The sequence below is a fragment of the Pseudarthrobacter sp. MDT1-22 genome (assembly GCF_054511035.1).
Genome location: NZ_JBTNDK010000018.1, coordinates 75,300 through 98,619 on the forward strand (window position 1 = coordinate 75,300; position 23,320 = coordinate 98,619).

A 23,320-nucleotide genomic window follows, 5' to 3' on the forward strand; every position below is an offset into this window, starting at 1 on the left:
GTCATTGGGCGGCCCGCCTACGGACACGATTAGGAGTCGACCATGGCCGGCGCTCTGCGCAAGACAATGATCTATCTTGGGCTCGCCGATGGCGATGAACACTACGAGTCCGAGCACACCACAACACGTAAGGACGAGGACGATTCGATGGAAGTTGACCGCGAGGAACGCCGTGCACCGGCACCCGTCCGCGACGTCAGCCGCGAGTCATCACACGCCCCCGAAGAGGAATACCGCGCACCAGTGACCCCCATCAAGCGTGCGGCCTCAAGCCGCGAAGAACCGTCCGGGCTTCGGCAGATCACCACGATCCACCCGCGGTCCTACAATGACGCCAAGCTCATCGGTGAGAGTTTCCGGGACGGCATCCCCGTCATCATGAACGTCACCGACATGGGCGAAGCGGACGCCAAGCGTCTCGTTGACTTCTCGGCAGGGCTGGTTTTTGGTCTCCGGGGCAGCATCGAACGCGTCACGAACAAGGTTTTCCTGCTGTCACCGTCGTACATTGAGGTCATTGGCGATGACAAGAAGGTCAGCGAGACCCAGGCCAGCTTCTTCAATCAAAGTTAGCCCTGAGCTTATTCCGGATGCCAGACAGGTACACCTGTCTGGCATCTGTGCTGAAATAGACAAGAAACATTGGCAGGGCACCGCGGTATCCGGAATGGACATGGAGATATGAGTTAAGTCATGGGAATTGTTTTCGGACTTGTCTATATCGCCCTTTTGCTGTTCTTCGTGGCGCTGATCATCCGGCTGGTCTTTGACTGGGTCCAGATGTTTGCCAGGGAATGGCGTCCGCGTGGTGTTGCCCTCGTGGTGGCCCACACGGTGTACTCGATCACCGATCCGCCCCTCAAGGGGCTCCGGAGGCTGATCCCGCCGTTGAGGCTCGGCGGGGTGACTTTGGACCTCGGGTTTCTGGTCCTGTTCATCGCCGTCAGCATCGCGATGGCGGTCACCAGGGGTTTCGCGTAATCTTCGACAAGACCTAGCGGCGCAGGCGAAGTTCCTGGAATTGGAACTCCCTCTGAGCCGCGAAGAAATCTCCGGTTTGACACCCAGTGTTGAATTAGAGGAACCAGACAATATTTAGGTACCGTAGTTTTGACGGCCGGAAGGCCTACTGACTAACTAGACCAATGAGGTGACCAGATGGCTTTGACGCCAGAAGACGTTGTCAACAAGCGCTTTCAGCCGACCAAGTTCCGCGAAGGCTACGACCAGGATGAAGTTGATGACTTCCTGGACGAGATCGTTGTGGAACTCAGGCGCCTGAACCAGGAGAACGATGAGCTCCGCAAGAAGCTTGCAGAAGCAGGTTCCGGTGTGCCGGCCAGCTCCGCTGCGTCCGCCCCGGTGGTGGAGAAGGTTCCCGCACCCGTCAAGGCTGACAAGGTTGAGTCCCCGGCTAAGGCCGAGGTCGAGGCGAAAGCTCTCGACGCCGCCAAGAAGAAGGAAGCCGAGCCGGTAGCACCTGTTGCGGCCGTCCCGGCTGCTGCGCCCACCGCAGCCAACGGAAGCACGGTTTCAGCCGAGTCCGCTGCCGGCCTGCTCGCCATGGCGCAGCAGATGCACGACCGTCACGTCGCCGACGGTCAGTCCCAGAAGGACAAGATCATCGCAGAGGCCCAGATCGAGGCCAGCAGCCTGGTCAACGATGCCCAGGAGAAGTCCCGGAAGATCCTCGGTGCCCTCGAGCAGCAGAGATCCGTCCTGGAACGCAAGGTGGAGCAACTCCGCGGCTTCGAACGCGACTACCGCTCACGCCTGAAGGCCTACATTGAAGGCCAGTTGCGCGACCTTGACGCCCGCGGTTCCGTGGCGGCACCTGAGGTTGAAGCGAACTAGTTCGTCAAGCACGTATTCTGAGAACCGGTGGCTGAGGATTCCTCGACCGCCGGTTTTTGGGATTTAACATTTGTTTTACAAAATGAAAGCACTATGACTGACCACCTCGCCGCTGACGCCGCAAACCCTTCTCCTTCATCGGCCCGCCCCCGGCGGGCACTCCTGCTCTCGCTCTTCGCCGGTTTTGCGGTCTTTGCGTACGTCCTGGACCAGCTGACAAAACTCTGGGTGACGTCCTCGATGGTGGAGGGTGAACGCATTCCGGTGCTTCCGCCGCTCCTGCACTGGTACTTCATCCGCAATTCCGGCGCCGCATTTTCGATCGGGGAAAATGTCACGTGGGTGTTCTCCATCATCATGGCCGGCGTCTCCATCGCCATCCTGCTCCAGGTGCGTAAGCTGGGCTCGGCCTGGTGGTCGCTGGCACTGGGTCTGCTCCTGGGCGGGGCCCTGGGCAACCTGACGGACAGGCTCTTCCGGGAGCCCTCGTTCGGCATGGGGCACGTGGTGGATTTCATCCAGCTGCCCAATTTTGCGATCTTTAACATCGCCGACTCCGCGGTGGTCTCAGCGGTGGCCATCATCTGTATCCTCACGCTGAAGGGGATCGCCCTTGACGGTTCACGGCATGTCGCGGTGCCACGGAAAGAGGCGGCACAGCCGAAGGACACGGACGGTGTCTGAGCGTGTGGTGGTCGCCGACGAATTCGGCGGAACGCGGGCGGACGCAGGGCTCGCCAAGCTGATGGGGATTTCCCGGTCAATGGCCGCGACCCTCATTGCTGAAGGCAACGTGGTGAGCCGCGGCAAGAAACTCGGAAAGTCCGCGCGGTTGGTTGCCGGAGATGTCCTGGAAGTGACGGTGCCTGAACGACGGGACCCGCTCGAAGTAGTGGAGGAAGTTGTGGAAGGCCTGAAAATCCTGCTGGACGACGACGAATTTGTCGTTGTGGACAAGCCGGTGGGCGTTGCCGCGCATCCGTCGCCCGGCTGGGTAGGGCCCACGGTAGTCGGCGGTCTCGCCGGAGCCGGCTTCCGGATCTCGACGTCGGGTTCCCCCGAGCGGGTGGGAATCGTGCACCGGCTCGACGTCGGCACGTCCGGGGTGATGGTGGTGGCCAAAACGGAGCGCGCCTATACGGCCCTGAAGCGGGCCTTCAAGGAGCGCACCGTGGAGAAGGTGTACCACGCGGTGGTCCAGGGGCTCCCGGATCCGCTGGAGGGCACTATCGACGCACCAATCGGTCGCCACCCCGGACACGACTGGCGCTTTGCCGTGATCGAAGACGGCCGGCCGTCGATCACGCACTATGAGGTGCTGGAGGCTTTTGGTAAGGCCACGCTGGTGGAGGTGCACCTTGAGACCGGGCGTACACACCAGATCCGGGTCCACTTTTCAGCGTTGCGGCACCCATGCGCCGGGGATCTTACCTACGGGGCGGATCCTCGGCTCGCCGCCAACCTGGGCCTGACCCGGCAATGGCTCCATGCCCGGCAGCTCGGCTTCGACCACCCGGTAACGGGGGAGCGCGTGACCGTTACCAGCGAATACCCGCAGGACCTGGCCTTTGCCCTCGAAGTCCTGGAGTCCGGGGAGGCCTAGCGGCTGGGTCGCTGGGTCCTTGGCGGTCCGCCAGCGCTTAGAATGGTGCGGTGACTTCCAGCAATGCCTCGTTCGTCCATCTCCACAACCACACCGAATACTCCATGTTGGATGGCGCAGCCCGCCTGGGTGAGCTCTTCAACGAGACTGAACGCCTCGGGATGCCGGCCCTGGCCACCACCGACCACGGTTACCTTTTCGGGGCTTTCGATTTCTGGAAGCGCGCCACGGACCAGGGGATCAAGCCGATTATCGGCGTCGAAGCCTACGTCACCCCCGGCACCGCACGGACGGACAAAAGCCGTGTCCGCTGGGGCGAGGAACACCAGCGCAAGGACGACATCTCCGGCGGTGGCTCCTACACCCACATGACGCTGCTGAGCTATAACAACGTCGGCATGCGCAACCTCTTCCGGGCCTCGTCCATTGGCTCGCTGGACGCGGTCTTCGGCAAGTGGCCTCGTTTGGACCGTGAGCTCCTGAACACATACTCCGAAGGCCTGATCGCCACTACTGGCTGCCCTTCGGGCGAGGTCCAGACCCGGCTGCGGCTGGGCCAGTACCGCGAGGCCATGGAAGCCGCCTCGGAATTCCGGGACATTTTCGGTGCGGAGAACTATTTCTGCGAACTGATGGACCACGGCCTGGACATTGAACGCCGGGTCACGGGGGACCTGCTGCGGCTGGCCAAGGACCTGAACCTGCCGCTGGTGGCCACCAACGACCTGCATTACACGCACGAACACGACGCCAAGGCGCACGAGGCCCTGCTTGCCATCCAGTCGGGTTCCACGCTGCTGGAGCCATCGTATGACAACGGCGGTTCCCGCTTCGCGTTCTCCGGCAGCGGCTACTACCTCAAATCCCCGCAGGAGATGCGGGAGCTGTTCAGGGACCACCCGGATGCGTGCGACAACACCCTGCTGATCGCCGAGCGCTGCGATGTCTCGTTCAACACCGGTGCTAACTACATGCCGCGGTTCCCGTGCCCGCCGGGCGAGGACGAGACATCCTGGCTGGTCAAGGAAGTTGCCACGGGACTGGAATACCGGTACCCGGGCGGTGTCCCGGACAAAGTCCGCACCCAGGCTGACTACGAGCTCGAAGTCATCACCTCCATGGGGTTCCCGGGTTACTTCCTGGTGGTGGCCGACTTCATCAACTGGGCGAAGAAAAACGGCATCCGCGTCGGTCCGGGCCGTGGCTCCGGAGCCGGCTCCATGGTGGCGTACGCCATGCGCATCACGGACCTGGATCCGCTCCTGCACGGGCTGATCTTTGAACGGTTCCTCAACCCGGACCGTGTGTCCATGCCTGACTTCGACGTTGACTTCGATGACCGTCGGCGGTCCGAGGTCATCGACTATGTGACCCGGAAATACGGCGACGAGCGCGTGGCCATGATTGTCACGTACGGCACCATCAAGACCAAGCAGGCGCTGAAGGACTCCTCCCGTGTGCTGGGTTACCCGTTCAGCATGGGCGAGCAGCTGACCAAGGCGCTCCCGCCGGCCGTGATGGCCAAGGACATCCCGCTCGCCGACATCCAGAACAAGGACTCAAAGCGCTACAGCGAGGCGGGTGACTTCCGCCAGCTGATCGCCACTGATCCCGAGGCCGCCAAGGTCTTCGAGACGGCTCTCGGCATTGAGGGGCTGAAACGCCAGTGGGGCGTGCACGCCGCCGGCGTCATTATGTCCTCGGACCCCATCATCGATGTCATCCCGGTCATGCGGCGCATCCAGGATGGCCAGGTGATCACGCAGTTCGACTACCCCACCTGTGAGGGCCTGGGCCTGATCAAGATGGACTTCCTCGGCCTGCGGAACCTGACCATCATTTCCGACGCCCTGGAGAACATCAAGCTCAACCGCGGCCTGGACCTGGACCTGGACAGCCTGGCCCTGGATGACGTGGCCTCCTATGAACTGCTGGCCCGGGGCGACACCCTGGGCGTGTTCCAGCTTGATGGCGGCCCCATGCGCTCACTGCTGAAACTGATGAAGCCTGACAACTTCGAAGACATCTCCGCGGTGCTCGCGCTCTACCGGCCAGGTCCCATGGGCGCCAACGCGCACACCGACTACGCGCTGCGCAAAAACGGGATCCAGGAAGTCATTCCGATCCACCCCGAACTCAAGGAACCCCTTGCTGAAATCCTAGGCGGAACCTACGGCCTGATCGTCTATCAGGAGCAGGTGATGGCCGTAGCCCAGAAGCTCGCGGGCTATTCCCTCGGGCAGGCAGATATCCTGCGGCGCGCCATGGGTAAAAAGAAGAAATCCGAGCTGGACAAGCAGTTCGCCGGATTCTCCCAGGGCATGCAGGACAACGGCTATTCCATGGCCGCCGTCAAGACCCTGTGGGATATCCTGCTGCCGTTCTCCGACTACGCCTTCAACAAGGCCCACTCCGCCGCCTATGGCGTGATCTCCTACTGGACCGCCTACCTGAAGGCGCACTTTGCGCCGGAATACATGGCTGCGCTGCTGACGTCGGTCGGTGACGACAAGGACAAATCGGCAATTTACCTCAACGAATGCCGGCGCATGGGAATCACCGTGCTGCCGCCGGATGTGAACGAATCCGCGCTGAACTTCACCCCGGTAGGCACCGACATCCGCTTCGGCATGGGCGCCATCCGCAACGTAGGGGTCAACGCCGTCGAAGCGATGGTGGCCGCGCGCGAAAAGGAAGGCGCCTACACGTCCTTCAAGGACTACCTCATGAAGGTCCCCGCCGTGGTCTGCAACAAGCGGACCATTGAATCCCTGATCAAGGCCGGAGCCTTCGATTCCCTCAACCACCACCGGCGTGCGCTGGCGATGATCCATGAAGAGGCCATCGACTCCGTCATCACCCTCAAACGAAACGAAGCGATCGGCCAGTTCGATCTCTTCGCCGGTTTCGAGGAGGCCGAATCCGAAGCGTCGCTGAGCATCGAGATTCCCGACCTGCCGGAATGGGAAAAGAAGGACAAGCTCTCCTTTGAGCGGGACATGCTCGGCCTGTATGTGTCGGACCACCCGCTGCAGGGCCTGGAAGGACTCCTCAGCCAGCACGCGGACCAGTCCATCACCTCGATCATCGGCGAAGACGGGCCGCACGACGGCGCCATCATCACCATCTCCGGCATGATCACCTCGCTCAGCCGCAGGATCGCGAAGGCGAGTGGCAACGCCTATGCCCGTGCCGAAATCGAAGACCTCGGAGGTTCGATGGAGGTGATGTTCTTCGGCCAGGTCTACGGCCCTATCGCGTCGGTCCTGGCCGAGGACCTGATCGTGGTGGTCAAGGGGCGCCTGCAGCGACGGGACGACGGTGCCGTAACGCTGAACTGCATGGAACTGTCCGTTCCGGACCTCAGTGAAGGAACCAACGGCCCCGTGCTGATTTCGATGCCCACCCACAAGGCAACCGAAGCTGTTGTCACCGAACTGGGCGATGTCCTGCGGAACCACCGGGGGAACTCTGAAGTCCGGCTGCACCTGCAGGGGGACACCCGGACGGAAGTCATGGGCCTCCCCGTCCATCTCAGGGTCAACCCCAGTCCGTCATTGTTCGGCGACCTGAAGGTGCTCCTGGGCCCAACCTGCCTGGACAACTAGGTCCCGAAAGTTAGATCTCGTAGTCCAGCGGGACCGGCTGGCCATAGCCGCCGGCGTGGTACAGGAGCGGCGAACCGTCGTCGCCCACTTCGCCGTCCACAACTTCAACCACCACCACGGCATTGTTCTCGAAGGAGAGCCGCATCTGGATCTTGCCGATCAGCCAGCCCGCGACGTCTTTGAGGATCGGGACCTCGTGCGGGCCAAGTTCCCAGTGGTCCCCGCCGAACCTGTCCTTGGTGCGGGCGAAACGGTCCGCCAGCGCCTGGTTTTCCAGGCCCAGCATGTGGACGCCGAGGTAGGTGGCATTGGCCACGGCCGGCCATGAACTTGAACTGCGGGCCATGTTAAAAGTGAACCGCGGCGGCTGCGCTGAAAGTGACGCCACGGACGTGGCGGTAAAGCCGTAGGGCTCGCCCTGGTAGTTCACGGTGATGATCGCGACCCCGGCCGCATGCCGCCGGAACATTTCCTTGAAGGTGCCCTCGAACGGCGTTTTGTCTGTCATCTTGAAAGTTGCTCCCTGAAAAGCAGGCTGAAATGGACTTTTCCTTAAGGGTATTAGTCCCCGTCGGAGTGGGAGCAATCGCTGGACCCGGCACGTCATCTGTTAAGACTGCCCATGTCATTTGATCTTCGATACCCGACCTTTGTTAAGGTTTATTTCATGAGACAACACATCAGCCGCCGGTCTTCCCGGCTGCCGTGGAAATGGTTTGCCGCTGCTGCTGCCGGTGGCGTTCCCGTCGGCCTGCTGTGGTGGCTGCTCGCGCCAGGGGGGATGAACCTGATCACGCGCAACCCCGCCCTGGCCGACGGGACCAATCCGGAGGTATGGGTGCTCAGGGACCTCACCCTTGCTGGGCTTTGTGTGTTCGCAGGGTGCCTGGTGGCCGTCTTCCTGACCGATAAAGGCGGCCGCGATGCGCAGGCGGCCTTCCTCCTGGGCCTGGCCGGCGGACTGGGCGGAGCCCTGATCGCGTGGCTGACCGGCGTGCTTGCGGGCCAGCTGTGGGGCGGCCCCGCAGATACATCTGTCAATGCCAGCGTCGCGTTCTCGCTCCGGTCCCTGTCCGTGCTGATCCTGTGGCCGGCCGCGACTGCCACGTCCGTGTTTGTCCTGAGCCTGATAAACCTGCTCAAGAGCGGGCCCGGGAGTGCGGGCACGCCGGTAGCCGAAGGCAACGCGCCCGGCGACATAACACGGCGCGTAAAATGGACCGGTGACCATTTCTCCTGAACTTCCTGCCACCCCGCCTGCCGCCGCTGTCAGCTTCCGGACGGTCGACCTTCGGGGCAGGGGCCTGACGCTTGCCGGTTTGCGCGCCGCTGTTCCCCGTGCCCGGCAGCACACCGTGGCGGATGCGGAACAAAAAGTGCTGGATATCATCAAAGCCGTCCGCGAGGACGGCTTCGCGGCCCTCAGCGACCTGGCACTCCGTTTCGACGGAGTCCAGCAGGTCCACCCCCGCGTCCCGGCGGCCTCGTTGGCCCGGGCGCTGGCGGACCTGGATCCGGCGGTACGCAGCGCATTGGAAGAGTCCATCAGCCGGGCCCGGCGCTTCGCGGACGGGCAGCGGCCGCGGGATGTCGACGTCGAACTCGGCGACGGTGCGCTGGTGAGCCAGAACTGGGTGCCGGTATCGCGGGTTGGCTTGTACGTCCCCGGCGGTCTCGCCGTCTATCCGTCGTCGGTCATCATGAATGTTGTCCCGGCGCTGGCTGCGGGAGTGCAGTCCATCGCCCTGGCATCGCCGCCGCAGAAGGACTTCGGCGGCCTCCCGCACCCCACCATCCTCGCGGCAGCGGCCCTGCTCGGCATCGACGAGGTCTACGCCATCGGCGGGGCCCAGGCCATCGCTGCGTTCGCTTACGGAGTGCCGGCACATGACGCCGGGCCGGCGCTGGAGCCCGTTGATGTAGTCACGGGTCCGGGAAACATTTTTGTGGCTACGGCGAAGCGCCTGGTCAAGGGTGTGGTGGGCATCGATTCCGAGGCGGGGACCACCGAAATCGCGATCCTGGCTGATTCAACGGCGCAACCTGACCTGGTGGCGGCAGACCTGATCAGCCAGGCGGAGCACGACCCCCAGGCGGCTTCCGTGCTCATCACGGACTCGGCGGACCTGGCCGCGGCGGTCCGCACCGAACTGGACCGGCAGGCGGCCGGCACCAAGCACTCCGCGCGTGTATGCGAGGCGCTCTCCGGCCCGCAGTCGGGAGTTGTCCTGGTGGAGGACCTGGAGCAGGGCATCGCCGCCTGCGACGCCTACGCCGCTGAGCACCTTGAAATCATGACCGTTGACGCGCCGGCGGTCGCTGCCCGGATCCGGAACGCCGGGGCGATCTTTGTGGGGGACTACAGTCCTGTCAGCCTGGGCGACTACTGCGCCGGCTCCAACCACGTCCTGCCCACCAGCGGGACTGCGGCGTTTTCCTCCGGACTGAACGTCACCACTTTCCTGCGCGCCATCCAGGTCATCAACTACAGCCGGGCCGCGCTGCAGGAAGTCAGCGGCCACATTGTGAGCCTGTCCGGTGCCGAGGACCTGCCGGCGCACGGTGAAGCGGTCACGGCGCGCTTCCGCGAGGCCCGCTGACGCAGCAGGCCTCGCGGGGCCGGCTGCGGGCACCACTACATGTGGTAATTACAGGATTGTTATTCCGCTACATGTAGTCGTAAACTGAGAGACGGAGAGGTCCGCCGGGGCCGGAAACATCGGCGCTGGAAGACATCGAGGGAGGGGACACCATGTACTGTCCATTTTGCCGCAATCCGGACTCCCGCGTTGTGGACAGCCGGATGGCCGACGACGGCTCGGCCATCCGCCGCCGCCGGCAGTGCCCGGAATGCGGCCGCAGGTTCACCACCGTGGAAACCACGAGCCTTTCGGTGATCAAACGCTCCGGAGTGGGCGAACCCTTCAGCCGCAGCAAGGTCATCAACGGCGTGCGTAAGGCATGCCAGGGCCGGCCGGTCAGCGAAGACGACCTGGCGCTCCTTGCCCAGGAGGTGGAGGAGCAGATCCGTGCCTCGGGCGCTGCCGAGATCGACGCCCATGAAGTCGGCCTGATCATCCTTGGTCCGCTGCAGAAGCTTGACCAGGTGGCCTACCTGCGTTTTGCCAGCGTGTACCAGGCCTTCGAATCCCTTGAGGACTTCGAGACCGCTATTGCCCTGCTCCGCCACGAGTCCGTGGAAGAAGGCACGCAACCCGCGGCGGCGGCTGCGAAGAGCTCCGAAAAGAGCCCCCTGTAAGCTCCGGTGGTGGCCGCGGAGGGGAAGCCGCCGCCACCACCGGCACCGGCTGCCCCAAGGCGCCGGGCAGCTACCGGCTATTTTGTGAGCTTGTGCTTAATGGCAATTTCGACGGCGGCACCGACGATCCCGGCCTCATTCTTGAGTTCGGCCGGCACGATCCGGGTGCGCAGTTTGAGGTGCGGCAGGTATTCGTCTGCGCGCTTGGAGATGCCACCTCCCACGATGAACAGCTCGGGCGAGAACAGGAATTCCACGTGCGAGAAGTAGCGCTGCAGCAGCACGCTGTATTCCTCCCAGCTCAGTCCGTCCCTTTCGCGGGCCACGGCTGAGGCTTTGCTTTCGGCGTCAAATCCGTCGATCTCCAGGTGCCCCAGTTCTGCGTTGGGGACGAGGCGGCCATCGAAGATGAATGCTGAGCCAATTCCAGTGCCCAGGGTGATCACCAGGACAGTGCCATCCACCCCCTGACCCGCACCAAAACGGGCCTCCGCCAGCCCGGCGGCGTCGGCGTCGTTAATGACCTCCACCGGGCGGCCAAGGTGTGCGGTCAGCAAAGCATCAATGTCGGTGTGGAGCCAGGTCTTGTCCACATTGGCCGCCGAATGGACCACGCCATGCTGGATGATGCCGGGGAAGGTGACGCCCACGGGCGAATCCGCGGCCGGAGCCTCGGGGCGGCTTGAAAGCTCGGCAACCACCTGCGCCACGACGTCGGCTACGGCGGCAGGGGTGGCGGGCTGGGGCGTAGGCACGCGGAACCGTTCACCCAGCAGCTTGCCTTTTTTCAGGTCGACAATGCCGCCCTTGATTCCCGTACCGCCGATGTCAATGCCGATCAGCGGGGCGTTCTTGTGCGACTTCTCGTCCTTCTTGGCCAATGTTGTTCCGTTCGTGGCAGGGCGGCAGGTCGGCCGGGCGGCTGACCGGAAAAAATTTCAGGGGAGCGTGAGGATTTCGGCGCCGGATTCTGTCACCAGCAGTGTGTGCTCAAACTGGGCGGTCCGCTTGTGGTCGCGGGTGACAACTGTCCAGTCGTCCTCCCACATGTCCCACTCGATGGTGCCGAGGGTCAGCATGGGTTCGATGGTGAACACCATGCCGGCCTCGATGACTGTGTTGTAGGCCGGCGCTGCATCGTAGTGGGGGATAATCAGGCCCGTATGGAACGCTTCGCCCACGCCGTGGCCGGTGAAGTCCCGCACCACGCCGTAGCCGAAACGCTTGGCGTAGGACTGGATGGCCCGGCCGATCACGTTGATCTCCCGGCCGGGAGCCACGGCTTTGATGGCCCGGTTGAGGGATTCCCGGGTGCGCTCCACCAGCAGGCGGGACTCGTCGTCGACGTCGCCCACCAGGAAGGTGTGGTTCGTGTCGCCGTGGACTCCGTTGATAAAAGCGGTGATGTCGATGTTGAGGATGTCGCCGTCCTGAACCACGGTGCTGTCCGGGATGCCGTGGCAGATCACTTCATTCAGCGACGAGCACAGGGACTTCGGGAACCCTCGGTAGCCAAGCGTGGACGGGTAGGCCTTGTGGTCCAGCAGGAATTCGTGACCCACCTTGTCCAACTGGTCGGTGGTAACGCCGGGCCTGATGTGGTTGCCCACCTCAACGATGGCCTGTGCGGCGATCCGGCTGGCGATCCGGATTTTCTCAACGGTCTCGGCGGATTTGATCTCGGAGCCGGTGAACTTGGCCGGGCCGGGCTTGCCTACGTATTCCGGGCGCGGGATGGACGCGGGAACGGGGAGCTGCGGGCTGACGGTTCCGCGGGTAAGGGTGCCGGTGGGTGCAGTCGAGGCTAGGGAAGGCATAGATTGATCATATAAGGCACCGCATTAGGCCAAGTAACTGGAAGCCCCAAGCTGTCCGCATCCACGTTTAAGTTACGTGGATCACGGCAGGGCCCCCGCCGGCTGGAACGAGGAGGACCGATGACTGAGTACTGGTACAACGTGAACACCCACGAGGTGGAAGAGGACGCACTCTCAGACTGGAGCCAGCTGATCGGCCCCTACAAAACGCGGGAAGAGGCCGAACACGCCCTCGAAAAAGTCCGGGCCCGCAACGAGGCCTGGGAAAAGGGCGAGGAGGACTGAGCCGTAGCCTGGCCCGGCCCGTGGCCTGCCCTGCCTAGAAGGAGTGCTCCGGTCCGGGGAACTGGCCTGAACGGACCTCGTCGCCATACGCCTTCGCCGCGTCACTGAGGGTAGTGCGCATGTCGGCATACTGTTTGACGAACTTCGCCATCTTGCCGCCGCGGAACCCGGCCATGTCCTGCCACACCAGCACCTGCCCCGTGGTGGCGTTGCCGGCGCCGATCCCCACCGTCGGCACGCTGACCGCCGCGTCAACGGCGGCCGCAGTGTCCGCCGGAACCATTTCCATCAGGACGGCGAACGCCCCCGCCTCCACCAGCGCCACGGCGTCGTCAATCAATCGCTGTGCGTCATCCCCGCGGCCCTGGACCCGGTATCCGCCCAGCGCGTGTTCACTCTGGGGGGTGAAGCCGATATGGGCCATCACCGGGACGCCGGCCTGGACCATGGCCCGGACGGTTTCCGCATAGTATTTTCCGCCCTCGATCTTGACGGCATGGGCCAGCCCCTCCTTGAGGAACCGGACACCTGTTTCCACACCCTGCTGCGCCGAGACTTCATAACTGCCGAACGGCAGGTCTGCCACCACCAGGGCTCGCTTGGCGGACCGCGCCACGGCGCGGCAGAGGGGCAGGAGTTCATCCACCGTGACCGGCAGGCTGGTCTCGTTGCCGAATACGTTGTTGGACGCCGAATCGCCTACCAGGAGGACCTCGATGCCAGCCTGGTCGAAGATCTCTGCGCTGTACTGCTCGTAGGCGGTCAGCATGGCGAAGCGTTTGCCGTCCCGTTTGGCCTGCTGCAGGTGGTGGATACGCACCCTGGGTGCGGGCTTCGCGTTCACTTCCGACGACGGCGGCTGCACCCGTGCAGGTCCGTTTCCGTATGGTGCGTGTACTTCAGCGGACGCGCTTGACTCAGAGCTATTGGTTGAGGCCATGGCAAGAGCGTAATGCGGCAGCAGCAGTCCTAGCCACCGCAGACGGGCCGGCGGACCGTGATCCGCGTCATATTCACGTGCCCGCCAAGGGCATTTTTGCCACCTGTGGGCGCGGCCGTCAATGGTTGCTGTGTAAACGCTGTGTTACGTGCGGCGCCGTCGCCCGCATTGGAGCCGATTGCTTAGTAAAGTGAAGGTGAACTGCTGCCGGCTGCCGCTTCCGCGGACCCGGGGCATGAACGATTGACCGGAGAAGAGGCCATCATGGACCGCCAGCAAGAGTTTGTCCTGCGCACAATCGAGGAGCGCGACGTACGGTTCGTACGTTTGTGGTTCACCGACGTCGTAGGTTCACTCAAATCGGTGGCACTTGCCCCGGCAGAGGTTGAAGGGGCGTTTGAGGAAGGGCTCGGTTTCGACGGCTCAGCCATCGAAGGCCTGGCACGCGTGTTCGAATCGGACATGCTGGCGCAGCCGGATCCGTCCACGTTCCAGATCCTGCCGTGGCGTGGCGAGACCGAACAGACCTCGCGTATGTTCTGCGACATCCTGACTCCGGACGGCGAACCGTCGGCCGCGGATCCGCGCAATGTCCTCAAGCGCACGCTGGCCAAGGCTGCGGACATGGGGTTTACGTGCTACACGCACCCGGAGATCGAGTTCTACCTCCTCAAGTCCCAGCAGCCCGGGCCCGACGGTGCTCCGGTACCCGTTGACGAGGGCGGCTACTTCGATCACGTTCCCGGCGGCGTGGCGCAGGATTTCCGCCGCACGGCCGTAACCATGCTGGAATCCGTGGGCATTTCGGTTGAGTTCAGCCACCATGAAGCCGGTCCCGGCCAGAACGAGATCGACCTGCGCTACGCGGACGCCCTGCAGACCGCGGACAACATCATGACGTTCCGCACGGTGATCAAGGAAGTGGCCCTCCAGCAGGGAACCTACGCCACGTTTATGCCCAAGCCTTTCACCGACCACCCCGGCTCCGGGATGCACACGCACTTCTCGCTGTTCGAGGGCGACACCAACGCTTTTTACGAGGCGGGCGCCGAATTCCAGCTTTCCAAGACGGCCCGCCAGTTCATCGCAGGCATCCTGAAGCACGCTCCCGAGTTCACGGCTGTGACCAACCAGTTCGTAAACTCCTACAAGAGGCTCTGGGGTGGCGGCGAAGCGCCAAGCTACCTCAGTTGGGGCCATAACAACCGTTCGGCCCTGGTCCGCGTCCCGCTGTACAAGCCCGGCAAGGGCCAGTCGGCCCGCATCGAATACCGCGGCATCGATTCGGCAGCGAACCCCTACCTTGCCTATGCCGTCCTGCTGGGGGCCGGGCTTAAGGGGATCGAAGAAGGCTACGACCTGCCCGCCGCAGCAGAGGACGACGTCTGGTCGCTGAGCTCCGCCGAGCGCCGTGCCATGGGCCACGACCCCCTGCCCGCCAGCCTTCACGATGCCATCCGGTCCATGGAGGACTCCGAACTGATGCCCCAGATCCTCGGCGAGCAGGTCTTCGAGCACTTCCTGCGCAACAAGCGTGCCGAATGGCAGGACTACCGGCTCCAGGTGACGCCCTACGAGCTGCAGCGCAACCTCGGCATTCTCTAGGCGGCGGTGAGCCTCGCACGCCGCCTCATCTCAGCCGGCTTCAGTGACCTGGAGAAGGGTGAGCGCTTCCTTGCTGCCCCGGAACTGGACGGCCTGGACCCGGACAGGATTTTCGCCGGCCTGCAAATGGCCGCCAATCCTGACACCGCACTGCAGTCACTGGTGCGGCTGATCGAAAAGCACCCCGGTCTCCGGGAGCTGGCCGCGGCCGATCCGGAGGTCAGCGAGCCGCTCTACCGGGTGCTCGGGGCTTCCGAAGCGCTGGGGGAATTCCTCATCCGGCACCCTGAGCACCTGGACGCCTTCGACGTCACGGCCAGTCCCGAGCCACTTCAGGCAGACCCGGAACACCTCCGCTCTGTCCTCCTGAAATCCGTCCTCGCGGAACCCGGGTCAGCACGGCCCGTGGCGGGAATGACCGGAGCCGACGCCTATGCCGCGCTGCGGTCGGCCTACCGCCGCGGGGTGGTGGACCTGGCGGTCAAGGACATGTGCGCTGCTGACCCGCTGGACTTTATGCCCGCCGTCGGAGCTGAACTCGCTGACCTGGCAGGGGCCGCGATCGAAGCTGCGCTGGCAGTTTCCCGTGCCGAGGCTGCCGAGCAGTTCAGCGCCGGGGAGGTGGCCGCCGTTGGACTGGCCGTCATCGGGATGGGCAAATGCGGAGCGCGGGAACTGAACTATATTTCCGACGTCGACGTCATCTACGTGATCGACGCCGGCGACCTGGACGACGCCCGCGCCAGTACTATCGGCACAGCCTTGGCCACCGGTATTTCCCGGGCGATCTCCTCCGTGGCGCGTGAACCCGGCCTCTGGGAAGTGGACGCCAACCTGCGGCCGGAGGGCAAGTCCGGCCCACTGGTCCGAACCTTGGCCTCACACGAAAGCTACTACGCCCGCTGGGCAGAGAGTTGGGAATTCCAGGCGCTCCTGAAGGCGCGGACCATCGCCGGTGACAAGGACCTGGGGGAACGCTACGAAAAAGCCGTGGCCCCGTTGATCTGGAGCTCCGCGGGCCGCGAAGGGTTCGTGGAGTCCGTGCAGGCGATGCGCCGAAGGGTTACCGAGCATATCCCGGCGGCGGAGGAACAGCGGCAGATCAAACTCGGCCGCGGCGGCCTCCGGGACGTGGAGTTCACCGTGCAGCTGCTCCAGCTGGTGCACGGAAAATCCGACGAAACCATTCGGCGCAGGGATACCACCGCGGCAATAGCGGCACTCTCAGCCGGAGGCTACATCGGCAGGTCCGACGCCGCCGCCTTCGATCACGCGTACCGGTACCTTCGCCTCCTGGAACACCGCATCCAGCTGTTCCAGCTCCGGCGGACACACCTGATGCCCGTCAGCGAAGCGGCACAGCGCGCCCTCGCAAAGGCAGTGCTTAGCCCGTTCTCCAATGACAGGCCGCCGCCGGCTTCGCTGCTGGCCACCTGGCAGAAGACCAAACGCTCTGTCCGCGAACTGCACGAACGTATTTTCTACCGTCCGCTGCTTAACACCGCTGCCAAACTCAGCAGCGAGGACGCCAGACTGACGCCGGAGGCCGCCCAGGGCCGCCTCGCCGCGCTGGGCTATCGTGACCCGCGGGGCGCCATGCGGCATATCGAGGCACTCACCGCCGGTGTCAGTCGGCGGGCAGCCCTGCAACGCCAGCTGCTGCCCGTCCTGCTGGACTGGCTCGCCGAAGGTGTTGATCCCGACGCCGGACTGCTCGCGTTCCGGCGCGTCAGTGAGGCCCTTGGCACCACCCACTGGTATCTGGGCATGCTCCGGGATTCCACAGCGGCGGCTGAACGGCTATGCAACGTGCTCTCGAACTCACGCCTGATTGCGGATCTTTTGGAGGTTTCGCCGGAGTCGGTAGCCTGGCTGGGCACCAACAAAGACCTCGTCCCGCTGGGCTTCGAAGCCCAGTGGCAGGAGATCACGTCCAAAATGTCGCGCCACTCGGACCCGGAAAACGCCATCAGGCTGATCCGGCTCATTAGGCGCCGGGAGATCCTCCGGATCGCGATCGCCGATTCTGCCGGGCTTCTCAACCAGGACCAGGTGGGCGCGGCGCTGGCTGACACCGACCGGGCAGCGGTGCTGGGCGCGCTGCGCGTGGCCGAAGGCATCGTCTCTGCTGCGGGACCGCTCAAGACCGCGATATTGGTGGTGGCCATGGGCCGCCAGGGCGGCCGCGAGATCGGCTACGGCTCCGACGCCGACGTCATGTACATGCACCGCGCGTTGCCGGGCTATACGGACGAGGAAGCGCAGGATCAGGCGGCCCGGATTGTCGCCAAAGTCTCCAGCCTGCTCACGCAGCCGCTCAAGCCGGCCATCATGGCCGAGCGGGTGCTGCAGATGGACGCGGATCTGCGGCCCGAGGGCAAAAACGGGGCCATGGTCCGCTCCCTCGATTCGTTCGCCGAATATTACCGCCGGTGGTCGTTGATCTGGGAAGCGCAGGCGCTGCTGCGGGCCCGGCCCATGGCGGGCGACGATGCCCTGGCCGAGGACTTCCTGGCCCTCATCGACCCCATCAGGTACCCGGAGTCGATTTCGGAGCAGGACGTCCGGGAGGTTCGCAGGGTCAAAGCGCGGGTGGAAGCGGAGCGGTTGCCGCGCGGGGCGGATCCGGCACGCCACGTGAAGCTTGGCCGCGGAGGACTGAGCGACGTCGAGTGGCTGGTGCAGCTCCTTCAGCTCCAGCACGCGGCCAAGCACCCGGAACTGCGGACCACGTCCACGGTGGAGGCCCTGGAAGCGGCGGCTTCACTGGACCTGCTCAGCGGGCCTGACGCGAAGCTGCTGGCCGACGCGTGGCGGCTCGCCAGCCGGATCCGGTCCGCCAACGTCATCTGGAGCGGCAGGGCGTCGGACACGCTGCCGTCCGCCCGCGGGGACCTTGAGGCGGTGGCCCGCTGGTGCGGCTACGAACCTGGCAACGCGGCCGCCCTGGAAGAGGACTACCTCCGCCTGAGCCGGCGGGCCCGGGCGGTGTTCGAGAAGGCCTTCTACGGCCATTAGCGGCTGCCTGGGGTTCTCCCGGAAGGCAGCAGACAGCTGCCGCGGTGCGGTGCTAGGTTGGGGGCCATGGCTACGCAAATCTACCTGAACCTGCCCGTGAAGGATCTGAAGCGGTCCGTCGATTTCTTCACCGCCCTTGGCTTCTCCTTTAACCCGGACTACACCGATGAAAACGCGACGTGCATGATCATCAACGACAACGCGTTTGTGATGCTCCTCGTGGAGGGTTTCTTCAAAACGTTCACCTCCCGGGCCGTGGCCGATGCCACCAGTTCCACCGAGGCCATCACGGCGTTTTCGGTGGACAGCAAGGAAGCCGTGGACGAAACGGTACGCAAGGCGCTGGCCGCCGGCGGCACCCCGTCCCAGGAAGTCCAGGACTACGGCTTTATGTACAACCACAGTTTCCAGGACCCGGACGGCCACCTGTGGGAAGTTATGTGGATGGACCCTGCCGGCCCATCGGCCGAGGGCGGGGCTCCCGCCGGATCCGACGGACAGCCGACCTGAAAACCCGGGTTGATTCCGTCTGGCTCATTGCCCTGGATGACCTCAGTGCGGATGCGCTTGCCATCCAGCTGGGAGAGGTGGCAAACATTGAGCTGGGTCCAGGACAAAGCAGCTTCGTTGGTGACCCGCTCCGCATGGTCCTGGCGGGACTGGAGGAGGATTCGCGGTTCCCTTATGTCGTGGAGGCCGCGGGCTACGCTGTGGGCGTGCTGACCCTCCAGTCCGGCGCCGCGTGCCTGGCCGGCTGGCCGGACGAGGATTCGGCCTGGCTGTTGCGCGGTTTCCTGATCGACAGGCGCCACCAGGGGCAAGGCCTCGGGCCGCTGGCGGCAACGTCCGCGGTGGAGGCGGCCGCGAAACTGACCGCCAGGCGCGGAACCCACGAGGCCGGCGTCGTGCTTTCCGTCAACGAAGCCAATCCGGCCGGGTTGTCCGCGTACAGGACCGCCGGCTTTGTGGATCAGGGGCAGTACCTGGCCGGCAGTTCCGGACCGCAACGGATCATGTACCGGAGCTTCACGGGATAATTCGTCCAGACACGGCGGCCGGGCATTGCCTCCGGCTCCACATTGATCGATCATGTGGATTGGCGGTGTTCTTCAAACCTTGTTGGGGGGAAGGCTTGAAAAGTCTTCGTCTCGGGGAGCACATGTCAGGGGGCTGGCTTCTGGTCTCAGCACGTCTGGAGTCAGCCCCCACCTTAAGGACAAAAAAGTCCGCCCGGCCTCCAGCGTTGACGCTGGCAGCCCGGGCGGACTTTTTGGCGGACTGAACGGGTTCAGCCGCGGATCTGGCTAGACGCCGTAGTAGAGCTCGAACTCGTACGGGTTCGGGCGCAGGGACAGCGGGCGGATCTCGTACTCGTACTTGTACTCGATCCAGGTGTCGATCAGGTCCTGGGTGAACACGCCACCGGCCTGGAGGAACTCGTTGTCCTCGCGCAGGGCCTCCAGTGCCTCTTCCAGCGAGCCCGGAGCCTTCGGGATGTCCTTGGCTTCCTCGGCGGGCAGCTCGTAGAGGTCCTTGTCGATCGGAGCCGGCGGTTCGATGCGGTTGCGGATGCCGTCAATGCCGGCCATCAGCTGGGCAGCGAAGGCCAGGTACGGGTTGGACGAGGGGTCCGGAGCGCGGAACTCGATGCGCTTGGCCTTGGGGTTGGAACCCGTGATGGGGATACGGATACCGGCGGAGCGGTTGCCCTGCGAGTACACCATGTTGACCGGAGCTTCGAAGCCCTTGACCAGGCGGCGGTAGGAGTTCACCGTCGGGTTGGTGAAGGCGAGGACGGACGAGGAGTGCTTCAGCAGGCCGCCGATGTACCAGCGGGCCATGTCGGACAGGCCGGCGTAGCCCTTTTCGTCGTAGAACAGCGGCTCGCCGTTGGTCCACAGCGACTGGTGGCAGTGCATGCCCGAACCGTTGTCGCCAAAGACCGGCTTCGGCATGAAGGTCACGGACTTGCCCCAGGCGTCGGCCGTGTTCTTGACGACGTACTTGAACTTCTGCAGGTCGTCTGCGGCGTGGGTCAGGGTGGTGAACTTGTAATTGATTTCAGCCTGGCCGGCGGAGCCTACCTCGTGGTGGCTGCGCTCGACCTCGAGGCCGGCCTCATCCAGGGCGATGCACATGGCGTCGCGGAGGTCAGCCTGCTTGTCGGTGGGGGAAACCGGGAAGTAGCCGCCCTTGATGGGGGTCTTGTAGCCGAGGTTTCCGCCGTCTTCTTCGCGGCCGGTGTTCCAGTGTGCTTCTTCGGAGTCGATCTTGTAGAAGCTGCCCTCGGGGGAGGACTGGTACTGGACGTTGTCGAAGACGAAGAATTCGGCTTCCGGAGCGAAGAACGCGGTGTCGGCGATGCCCGTGGAGGCGAGGTAGGCCTCAGCCTTTTCGGCCACGCCGCGGGGGTCGCGGTGGTAGGGGTCTCCGGTGCGGGGGTTCACGATGGAGAAGTTCAGCGCAAGGGTCTTCTCCATGCGGAAGGTGTCCAGGAATGCGGTGGTGACGTCCGGGATCAGCTGCATGTCGGATTCGGCGATGCCCTGGAATCCGCGGATGGAGGAACCATCGAAGAGCTGGCCGTTGACGAAGAAATCCGCGTCGACGCTCTTTGCCGGTACGTTGAAGTGCTGCTGCACACCCGGGAGATCGGTGAAGCGGATATCGACGAATTTAATATCTTCGTCCTTGATGAACTTGAGGACTTCGTCCGCAGTCTTGAACATCTATGCTCCTTACGCATATGTATTATCTGGCTGGCAAGCCAACTGATCCAGCGCAATCCGAAGGGCAGGGAAACCAAGTTTCCCTGCTTGGGAGGTATTGCTTGAAACTGCTATCAGCCTATGGACACGTCATTTCCCGTCAGTGTCCACATTGTTTCGGGCAGGTTACAGAATGCCCGGTTCAGGTTACAGAATTGTCCTGATCAGGTAACGCTATCCGGTGTCCGTAGTGTGGTCCAACGGTTTCCACTCTGTGGTCGGCGGTGAGTCGGTAAGCTTGGACGGTGGTAGATCGCAATGACATTGGCTCCTGGCTCAGCGGACCGGACACGTCCGGCATCTCAAGGTACCCGGGGGAGCGCCTGGGATTGCCCGAATCCGGTTCCGGCTCCATCGCCAGGGCGGGCAGGCGCATCCTCGCCATCGTCCTTGACTGGGGGATTGCCCTGCTGATCAGCAATTTTGCCTTCGGCGGTGACTCCTGGGCCACATTGGCGATTTTCGCCGCGGAACAGATGCTGCTTGTGGGCACGCTCGGTTACAGCATCGGCCACCGAGTGGCCGGGATCCAGGTGCTGCGACTGGGCGGCGGGCCCGCGGGTCCAATGGCTGCCGTGGTGAGGTCAGTGCTGCTGTGCCTGGTGATTCCCGCCGTAATTTTCGATCCGGACCAGCGGGGACTGCACGACAAGGCGATGAATACCATCCTCGTGCGGCGCTAGCAGTAATCAGGAACCCGGCCGTGCCGGTTCGCCGGCACCTGACGGCCCCGAACACCTGACAGCCCCGAACACCTGACAGCCCCGAATAGAGGGCAGTGCGCCGTCAGACCCCCGCTGTTTCTTTTGTCCCGGCAGGAACGGCCGTGCCTGGCGTCAGGTAGCCGCGCTTTCCGGCCCAGCGTTCGAACGCGACAGTGGCGAACGGGAACACCGCCGACAGTCCCGCGAACAGGGCCACAACGAAGGGCCACCGCTGGAGACGCCACAGGGCGAGGGCGGCGATGCCGTAGCCCACAAACAGCGCACCATGGATGGGGCCGGCGATCTCCACACCCAGTTCGGTGGTCTTGGCGACCCACTTGAAGTACATGCCAGCCAGCAGGGCAGCCCAGCTGAAGGCTTCGGCAACAGCCAGGACGCGGAAGGCCCGGATAACAAGGGTTCTAACGGGAATGGTCATGTTGCTACTTCCAATCAATGTGCCCGCCTGTTCGGCGGCGTCCGGCAGACAAAAACCGCCCTGGTTCCGGCAAGCCGGAACCAGGGCGGTTCAAGGGTCTTAGCGTCCGCGGTTGGGGCGCGCTTTGTAGGGGTCGATTCCCTTGGGAATCGGGAGGCGGTTGCCCAGCGAGGAAATGCGCTTGGATACCGCATTCACCTCAAGCTTGGTCAGTTCATTCTTCAGCTTGCCCATTTTCTTGGCTACCTGGCTGATGGGAACCTGGCCCTCGCCGCGGCCGCTTTCGATCATGTGGACCGTGACGTTCGGGAGGATGCGCGCAAGGCGCTTACGCTCGGCGTCGAGCATTGGCTTGACGCGGATGGTGGGGCCTTCGCTGACGAGGACGACGCCGGGACGGCCGACGGCGCGGAACACGGCGTCCTGCGTGCGCGGGTTTACGGCGACCGGCTGGTCCTCGGTGATCCAGCCGCGCTTAAGCGTGCCCAGTGCCGCGCCTGAGGCTCCGGGCTGGTTCTCGATCTGGGCGAATGCGGCACGTTCGGCGCGACGCGAAAGGATCAGGGTGGCGCCGAGGAGGCCCAACGGAATACCGATGAGCAGGCCGGTGATCCAGTTTTCCAGCCAAAAACCCACCAGGAAGCTGACAGCCACAACACCCAGGAACACCAGCAGCATCAGCCACGGGACCATGGGGTCATGGCGGCGGGTCATGTTAAAGACTTCGCCGATCTGCTTGAGCCGGCTGGGCTTCTTGACCTTTGCTTCTTTTGGCTTGCGCGAGAAGAGGCCACGCTTCGGGGCGTCAGAGGCCGCCGGAGTGCTGTTACTGGAATCAGGGGAGTTCGCCATAGTTCCTCAATTCTACGTGATTTATGCCTGAGGGCCGGACGCCGGAGAATGTCCGGCGCCGGCCCTCAGGGATACCAAACTACGGCTTAGGAATGGGCGGCCAGCAGTGAGCTTGCTTCCTGGCGGGTGCTGCCGGAGGACTCGATGTGCGCGAGTTCGGCGGGGATTTCCCAGCCCTTCTTGCGCATCGCGGTGGCCCAGAGCCGGCCGGCCCGGTAGGAGGAACGGACCAGCGGCCCGCTCATGACCCCGAGGAAGCCGATCTCATTGGCCTCGTCCTGGAGGTCCACGAACTCCTGCGGCTTGACCCAGCGGTCCACCGGCAGGTGCCGTTCGGAGGGGCGCAGGTATTGGGTGATGGTGATCAGGTCACAGCCGGCCTCGTGCAGGTCCCGCAGGGCTTCTGAGATCTCCTCGCGGGTCTCGCCCATGCCCAGGATCAGGTTGGACTTGGTCACCATCCCGAGCTTGCGGCCCTGGGTGATGACATCCAGGGACCGGTCGTACCGGAACGCGGGCCGGATCCGCTTGAAGATCCGGGGCACGGTCTCGACGTTGTGCGCGAAGA

23 protein-coding genes are annotated in these 23,320 nt (G+C 63.9%); 15 read left to right on the plus strand and 8 right to left on the minus strand.

Translation table 11 applies throughout. From position 1 onward, the window contains the following. Nucleotides 1–42: 42 nt before the first annotated feature. The 6 genes from ACX80M_RS14615 to dnaE all read left to right on the plus strand — a co-directional run bounded on the left by ACX80M_RS14615 (nucleotide 43) and on the right by dnaE (nucleotide 7,065). Nucleotides 43–573: a cell division protein SepF gene (locus ACX80M_RS14615; RefSeq protein WP_056342219.1), complete on the plus strand. Its 531-nt coding sequence runs from the start codon at nucleotides 43–45 to the stop codon at nucleotides 571–573. A gap of 120 nt (nucleotides 574–693) precedes the next feature. Continuing rightward, on the plus strand, nucleotides 694–981 hold the full coding sequence (locus ACX80M_RS14620) for a YggT family protein (RefSeq protein WP_056342216.1): 288 nt from the start codon (nucleotides 694–696) through the stop codon (nucleotides 979–981). Between the two features lie 177 nt (nucleotides 982–1,158). Next, on the plus strand, nucleotides 1,159–1,854 hold the full coding sequence (locus ACX80M_RS14625; RefSeq protein ID WP_252600771.1) for a DivIVA domain-containing protein: 696 nt from the start codon (nucleotides 1,159–1,161) through the stop codon (nucleotides 1,852–1,854). Nucleotides 1,855–1,947: 93 nt separating this feature from the next. Continuing rightward, on the plus strand, nucleotides 1,948–2,538 hold the full coding sequence (gene lspA / locus ACX80M_RS14630; protein ID WP_252609134.1) for a signal peptidase II: 591 nt from the start codon (nucleotides 1,948–1,950) through the stop codon (nucleotides 2,536–2,538). Next, a complete protein-coding gene (locus ACX80M_RS14635) occupies nucleotides 2,531–3,457 on the plus strand; it encodes an RluA family pseudouridine synthase (RefSeq protein ID WP_252600775.1) in 927 nt (308 codons plus the stop codon). Before lspA ends, ACX80M_RS14635 begins: the two co-directional genes overlap by 8 nt. A 50-nt stretch (nucleotides 3,458–3,507) precedes the next feature. Then, nucleotides 3,508–7,065 (plus strand): DNA polymerase III subunit alpha, encoded by a 3,558-nt coding sequence (gene dnaE / locus ACX80M_RS14640; protein ID WP_252600778.1) that lies wholly within the window; start codon nucleotides 3,508–3,510, stop codon nucleotides 7,063–7,065. A 10-nt stretch (nucleotides 7,066–7,075) separates the two neighbouring features. Here dnaE and ACX80M_RS14645 read toward each other — a convergent pair whose 3' ends face one another. Then, the gene (locus tag ACX80M_RS14645) at nucleotides 7,076–7,573 is read right to left on the minus strand and encodes a flavin reductase family protein (protein WP_104063547.1); all 498 of its coding nucleotides are present in this window, start codon (nucleotides 7,571–7,573) and stop codon (nucleotides 7,076–7,078) included. A 159-nt stretch (nucleotides 7,574–7,732) separates the two neighbouring features. On the opposite strand from ACX80M_RS14645, the gene ACX80M_RS14650 reads away from it, so the two are divergent. The 3 genes from ACX80M_RS14650 to nrdR all read left to right on the plus strand — a co-directional run bounded on the left by ACX80M_RS14650 (nucleotide 7,733) and on the right by nrdR (nucleotide 10,324). After that, the gene (locus tag ACX80M_RS14650; protein ID WP_459309895.1) at nucleotides 7,733–8,305 is read left to right on the plus strand and encodes a hypothetical protein; all 573 of its coding nucleotides are present in this window, start codon (nucleotides 7,733–7,735) and stop codon (nucleotides 8,303–8,305) included. Beyond that, nucleotides 8,289–9,665: a histidinol dehydrogenase gene (gene hisD, locus ACX80M_RS14655; protein ID WP_459309896.1), complete on the plus strand. Its 1,377-nt coding sequence runs from the start codon at nucleotides 8,289–8,291 to the stop codon at nucleotides 9,663–9,665. The genes ACX80M_RS14650 and hisD overlap by 17 nt, the downstream gene beginning before the upstream one ends. A gap of 152 nt (nucleotides 9,666–9,817) precedes the next feature. Beyond that, nucleotides 9,818–10,324 carry a transcriptional regulator NrdR gene (gene nrdR / locus ACX80M_RS14660; protein ID WP_252600785.1) on the plus strand — a complete coding sequence of 169 codons (507 nt, stop codon included), beginning with the start codon at nucleotides 9,818–9,820 and terminating at the stop codon, nucleotides 10,322–10,324. Nucleotides 10,325–10,401: 77 nt separating this feature from the next. Here the strand turns inward: nrdR and ppgK are convergent, their stop codons facing one another. Next, on the minus strand, nucleotides 10,402–11,205 hold the full coding sequence (gene ppgK / locus ACX80M_RS14665; protein WP_252600787.1) for a polyphosphate--glucose phosphotransferase: 804 nt from the start codon (nucleotides 11,203–11,205) through the stop codon (nucleotides 10,402–10,404). 57 nt (nucleotides 11,206–11,262) lie between these two features. Continuing rightward, nucleotides 11,263–12,141 carry a type I methionyl aminopeptidase gene (gene map, locus ACX80M_RS14670; RefSeq protein WP_056342187.1) on the minus strand — a complete coding sequence of 293 codons (879 nt, stop codon included), beginning with the start codon at nucleotides 12,139–12,141 and terminating at the stop codon, nucleotides 11,263–11,265. Nucleotides 12,142–12,261: 120 nt separating this feature from the next. On the opposite strand from map, the gene ACX80M_RS14675 reads away from it, so the two are divergent. Beyond that, a complete protein-coding gene (locus ACX80M_RS14675; RefSeq protein ID WP_252569270.1) occupies nucleotides 12,262–12,426 on the plus strand; it encodes an SPOR domain-containing protein in 165 nt (54 codons plus the stop codon). A 34-nt stretch (nucleotides 12,427–12,460) separates the two neighbouring features. On the opposite strand, the gene panB is transcribed toward ACX80M_RS14675, so the two are convergent. Next, a complete protein-coding gene (gene panB / locus ACX80M_RS14680; RefSeq protein WP_459309897.1) occupies nucleotides 12,461–13,366 on the minus strand; it encodes a 3-methyl-2-oxobutanoate hydroxymethyltransferase in 906 nt (301 codons plus the stop codon). Between the two features lie 264 nt (nucleotides 13,367–13,630). On the opposite strand from panB, the gene glnA (ACX80M_RS14685) reads away from it, so the two are divergent. From glnA (ACX80M_RS14685) to ACX80M_RS14700, 4 genes are all read left to right on the plus strand, one after another. Beyond that, nucleotides 13,631–14,971, plus strand: coding sequence for a type I glutamate--ammonia ligase (gene glnA, locus ACX80M_RS14685; RefSeq protein WP_056342417.1), 1,341 nt, complete (start codon nucleotides 13,631–13,633; stop codon nucleotides 14,969–14,971). A gap of 6 nt (nucleotides 14,972–14,977) precedes the next feature. Next, nucleotides 14,978–17,989: a bifunctional [glutamine synthetase] adenylyltransferase/[glutamine synthetase]-adenylyl-L-tyrosine phosphorylase gene (locus ACX80M_RS14690; RefSeq protein ID WP_252609144.1), complete on the plus strand. Its 3,012-nt coding sequence runs from the start codon at nucleotides 14,978–14,980 to the stop codon at nucleotides 17,987–17,989. Between the two features lie 66 nt (nucleotides 17,990–18,055). Beyond that, complete coding sequence (locus tag ACX80M_RS14695) at nucleotides 18,056–18,499, plus strand: VOC family protein (RefSeq protein WP_252600793.1); 444 nt, start codon at nucleotides 18,056–18,058, stop codon at nucleotides 18,497–18,499. Further along, nucleotides 18,478–19,026 carry a GNAT family N-acetyltransferase gene (locus ACX80M_RS14700; RefSeq protein ID WP_252600808.1) on the plus strand — a complete coding sequence of 183 codons (549 nt, stop codon included), beginning with the start codon at nucleotides 18,478–18,480 and terminating at the stop codon, nucleotides 19,024–19,026. Before ACX80M_RS14695 ends, ACX80M_RS14700 begins: the two co-directional genes overlap by 22 nt. 267 nt (nucleotides 19,027–19,293) lie before the next feature. On the opposite strand, the gene glnA (ACX80M_RS14705) is transcribed toward ACX80M_RS14700, so the two are convergent. Beyond that, nucleotides 19,294–20,718 carry a type I glutamate--ammonia ligase gene (gene glnA, locus ACX80M_RS14705; protein ID WP_056342177.1) on the minus strand — a complete coding sequence of 475 codons (1,425 nt, stop codon included), beginning with the start codon at nucleotides 20,716–20,718 and terminating at the stop codon, nucleotides 19,294–19,296. Between the two features lie 284 nt (nucleotides 20,719–21,002). Here glnA (ACX80M_RS14705) and ACX80M_RS14710 point away from each other — a divergent pair, with 284 nt between their 5' ends. After that, entirely contained in the window at nucleotides 21,003–21,440 is a 438-nt protein-coding gene (locus tag ACX80M_RS14710; protein ID WP_252600795.1) for an RDD family protein, read from the plus strand. 103 nt (nucleotides 21,441–21,543) lie between these two features. On the opposite strand, the gene ACX80M_RS14715 is transcribed toward ACX80M_RS14710, so the two are convergent. From ACX80M_RS14715 to ACX80M_RS14725, 3 genes are all read right to left on the minus strand, one after another. Further along, nucleotides 21,544–21,900, minus strand: coding sequence for a DUF3817 domain-containing protein (locus tag ACX80M_RS14715; protein WP_252600798.1), 357 nt, complete (start codon nucleotides 21,898–21,900; stop codon nucleotides 21,544–21,546). Nucleotides 21,901–21,999: 99 nt separating this feature from the next. Continuing rightward, entirely contained in the window at nucleotides 22,000–22,752 is a 753-nt protein-coding gene (locus ACX80M_RS14720; protein WP_141140114.1) for a DUF4191 domain-containing protein, read from the minus strand. Between the two features lie 86 nt (nucleotides 22,753–22,838). Then, nucleotides 22,839–23,320: lipoyl synthase (locus ACX80M_RS14725; protein WP_459309898.1), on the minus strand; the 482-nt coding region annotated here is incomplete at its 5' end.